This window comes from Bacteroidota bacterium, assembly GCA_030706565.1.
In the GTDB taxonomy this organism is placed as follows: domain Bacteria; phylum Bacteroidota; class Bacteroidia; order Bacteroidales; family JAUZOH01; genus JAUZOH01.
This window is the reverse complement of sequence record JAUZOH010000346.1, coordinates 1-4,007: the sequence shown is the minus strand read 5'-3', so window position 1 is coordinate 4,007 and position 4,007 is coordinate 1. Positions and strand designations below refer to the sequence as shown.

Here is a 4,007-nt window from a genome sequence, read left to right as displayed (position 1 = left end):
GAATATTTGTGAAGGTCAAAGTTATAAAGGGCACACCTTAAGCGGCATGTATACCGAGAACCTGAAAGCGGTTTCGGGTTGTGACAGTACAATTACAACAAACCTTATTGTAAATAAAATTCCGGCTGTGCCTGTGATTACTTTAAATGACAGTATCTTAAAATCCAATTCAATCCTAGGCAATCAATGGTATTTTTATGACAACAAACTTCCGGAAGCAACGAATTGTACTTATATTCCCCATCAAAAAGGAGATTATTATGTGATCGTAACAATAGATAATTGTTCATCCAAATCTTCCAATGTCATAACATTTATTCCCACAGGAATTAAAAAAAATCCCGATGGCAATATAATTAGGATTTTCCCGAACCCCACCTCTGCTATGGTCAGAATAACCTTAAACAATAATTTGGATTCAGATTATACGGTTGAAATTTGTGATAACCTTGGTAAAGTATTGCAGAAAATTAAAAAGAAAAAATCCGAACAAAATTTCGACATGGATTTTGGCAAATATATACCCGGTGTCTATTTGATGCATATTTATTCCCTCAATAGACATTTTCTGATGAAGGTAATAAAAAAATAGTGAATTTTACACCCCTTGCCTGTATGCTTTTAAAACCGGTTGTTGACTCCGCTTAGCCACCTTAAATTATAGACAGGATTACAGGATTAACAGGTTTAATTTCCAAAGGTTGTTGGGAACAACCTGTAAATCATGTTAATCCTGTCAAAATATTTGCGTGAAAATACGTTTCTCGCCAAGGCGTAAAACCGCAAGGAATCAATAATTTAATAATGAATGCCATAGTCTCCGCTCGGGCACCGCGTATAGCATGGCCTGTGGCAGTATGATTTTTCGGAGGGTGAGCAGAGACTAAGCTACTTTTCTATAAAATCCCTAAAAAATCATTTAATTAGAACTTATAATAACCTGTATATCAATTGTATAACAATTGGCACAGGCAAAAAAAAAGCCTCATTTTCTGAGGCTTTAGTGATCCAGCTGAGGTTCGAACTCAGGACCCCATCATTAAAAGTGATGTGCTCTACCAACTGAGCTACTGAATCGTTTTCTTCTTGATTGCGGGTGCAAAGATAAGAGGATTTATGAATTCTTCAAAGGAAATAATAACAATTCTCGTAAATTCTTTAAGTCCTCGTAAATCTAACTATATTACAGATTAATTTGAATTTTATAAAATTTGAAAACCTGTTGATCCTGTAAATCCTGGCCATACAATTATCCGAGATAGTTTTAAGTAGTTTGAAATTGTTTGAGATAGTTTGAAATAGTTTGAAAAACTGTTCATCCTGTATCTTATATATCTGTAATTCATTAAGTTACGTTTATGCCAGGATACAAAAAAAGCCTCAATTACTGAGGCTTTAGTGATCCAGCTGAGGTTCGAACTCAGGACCCCATCATTAAAAGTGATGTGCTCTACCAACTGAGCTACTGAATCGTTTTTTTGTGATTGCGGGTGCAAAGATAGCAGTGTTTATGATTTCTTCAAAGAAAATATGGACTTTTTTTGAAGATAATCTCCTGATTTTTTTTAATGAATTGTATATGAACAAATAATAAGAACAATTATTTTATGAATGGGTATATTCCCCTCTGTTTTCTGTTTTGCTCCTGCCTATTGAATACTGTTTAATATTCGTTTTATTTGTTATTGTTTAAATTAATAAATAATGTTTATTTTTGGGCATATAGAGATTTGCAATAAAATTCAATATTTTGAATATAAAACCGTGAATCATGACAAATAAGGTGGTCATCATTACAGGAGCTTCCTCAGGCATCGGACTGGCATGTGCCAGGGAATGCTCAATGCATGGAATGAAAGTTGTTCTTGCAGCGAGAAACCAGGAAAAATTAAAAGAAATCGAAAAGGAACTCCTTTCAAAAGGTGCAGAAGCCATGGCGGTTCCCACTGACGTGACTTCAGAGGAGGAATGTAAAAATTTGGTAGACCAGACCCTGAAACGTTTCGGTACTATCGACGTGCTGATCAATAATGCGGGCATATCCATGCGGGCCCTCTTTAACGAACTGGATCTTAAAGTCATAAAACAATTAATGGATGTAAACTTCTGGGGAACAGTATATTGTACGAAATACGCTTTACCCTGTCTTTTGAAAAATAAAGGCTCTGTGGTGGGCATTTCTTCAATTGCCGGTTTTAAAGGTTTACCCGGACGGACGGGTTATTCGGCTTCAAAATTTGCCATGAACGGTTTTCTGGAATCCTTGCGCATAGAAAACTTGAAAACGGGCTTGCACGTGATGATTGTTGCCCCGGGTTTTACCGCTTCGAACATTCGCAGGACTGCCTTGGGCCCTGACGGACATGAGCAGGGAACCTCGCCCAGGGATGAGAACAAACTGATGCCTGCTGGGGAAGTTGCGCACCGCATATATAAAGGATTGGTTCACCGCCGCAGAAATATTATTTTTACGCTTGAAGGAAAAGTCTTGGTGTTGGTACACCGGATTATCCCTCATATTGTTGATTATCTGGCTTATAAAGAAATGGCCAGTGAACCCAATTCGCCTTTTAAATAATCCTTATTCTCCAATCAATATGTACAGTTTCGAAACATCTATCCGTGTCCGCTATGGAGAGACAGATAAAATGGGATATGCCTATTATGGGAATTATCCGCTTTACTATGAAGTAGCCCGGACTGAAATGCTCCGTTCCCTGGGCATTACCTATAAGCAAATGGAAGACAAAGGGATCATTCTTCCGGTTTCTTCCCTGACCATCAAATATGTTTCTCCGGCGTTTTATGACGATTTGCTCAGGATTAAGGTAAGCATCAGGAAAATGCCTTTGGTGCGGATAGAATTTGATTATGAAGTTTTTAACGGATCCGGTCATTTGATCAACAAGGGACAGACTACCCTTGTATTTGTCGATGCATTGACCCGTAAACCCCATAAAGCCCCGGATTATTTTCTGGAAAAAATAAAAAAATATTTCCCCGAAGAATCCGGGAAATAATTGTTTTTTTGTATTCAACTGCCAGTAAATGAAATATTTAAAATAAAAAGGAAGACAAAATTGTGATAATTTATAAAATATTGATTATCAATATTTTATAAATTATTATTTAAACTAAAATAATTTTACCTTCAACCTGTCGCGGTTAAAAATAAGGGAAATCCAGATTTCGTTAATTGTATAGGTTTGAAAATAAGCATTTTAATTTCCCACCATTTCTTGTAAATATTTGGTAATTTTTCATTATTTTTGATAAAGTTATTCAGGATCAGAATTTTAATAATCATTTTTGTTAAATTATATGTCCATGAAAACGAATCAGGAAAATGACCCAAAGGTAATTTTTGCGGGAACAGAATGGCAAGCGGGAATGGTGAAAAGTATGTTGGAAAGTGCCGGTATAGAGGCATTTTTTAAAGACGAGATTATGGGAACCTTGAATCCTTGGTGGACCGCACCTGGTGGCGCCGGTTCTGTCAAAGTGGTTATTTCCGGTAAAGATTTCGATCAGGCTAAATCAATTGTTGATGAATATGAACGGAACCTTAGATTTAATTGTGGTATATGTTGATTTTTTGTTGTTTGTCTTTAGAAAAAAAAGTAGCAGAGGGACTTCCTGTTATTTTTTTTTTACTAATTTAAGTTTCGCAACTAAATATTTTCCTGAACGGAATAAAATTTAAAGTCAGTGATTTATTGTCCTTCAACCTCACTTTACCAAGGGGCTAAAACAGGCCGGTGATTCATTAAAAAGTTCCAGGACTTTCCTCCACGAAGCGTAAAAAACAAAATCCTTATTGACTGCGTACTGTCTGAATGAAGCCGATCCGCCAGTGGGCGGATGACGCAGTCACAGTCTTTTTTGCTTCCTTTTTGTGACGACAAAAAGTAAGACTAAAGTTTTCACAGGCAAATACAAACCACGGCAATAAAACCTGCCTTAGACTCCGCTCAGGAAGCAAAAAAATAGTGGAACCATTTCAAACT

Annotated in this window: 4 protein-coding genes and 2 tRNA genes; 4 read left to right on the top strand and 2 right to left on the bottom strand. The window is 36.5% G+C overall.

All coding sequences use genetic code 11. The features are described from left to right. The coding region (locus tag Q8907_13825) for a T9SS type A sorting domain-containing protein (GenBank protein MDP4275348.1) at positions 1-592 on the top strand (592 nt) is incomplete at its 5' end. A 412-nt stretch (positions 593-1,004) separates the two neighbouring features. On the opposite strand, the gene Q8907_13820 is transcribed toward Q8907_13825, so the two are convergent. After that, positions 1,005-1,077: transfer RNA gene (locus tag Q8907_13820), tRNA-Lys, on the bottom strand. A gap of 322 nt (positions 1,078-1,399) precedes the next feature. Next, a tRNA-Lys gene (locus Q8907_13815) sits at positions 1,400-1,472 on the bottom strand. A 299-nt stretch (positions 1,473-1,771) separates the two neighbouring features. Between Q8907_13815 and Q8907_13810 the strand changes: the two genes are divergently transcribed. From Q8907_13810 to Q8907_13800, 3 genes are all read left to right on the top strand, one after another. Further along, the gene (locus Q8907_13810) at positions 1,772-2,578 is read left to right on the top strand and encodes an SDR family oxidoreductase (GenBank protein MDP4275347.1); all 807 of its coding nucleotides are present in this window, start codon (positions 1,772-1,774) and stop codon (positions 2,576-2,578) included. A 19-nt stretch (positions 2,579-2,597) separates the two neighbouring features. Continuing rightward, a complete protein-coding gene (locus Q8907_13805; protein ID MDP4275346.1) occupies positions 2,598-3,020 on the top strand; it encodes a thioesterase family protein in 423 nt (140 codons plus the stop codon). A gap of 307 nt (positions 3,021-3,327) precedes the next feature. Then, positions 3,328-3,591 (top strand): DUF2007 domain-containing protein, encoded by a 264-nt coding sequence (locus Q8907_13800; protein ID MDP4275345.1) that lies wholly within the window; start codon positions 3,328-3,330, stop codon positions 3,589-3,591. The last annotated feature ends 416 nt before the right edge of the window (positions 3,592-4,007 follow it).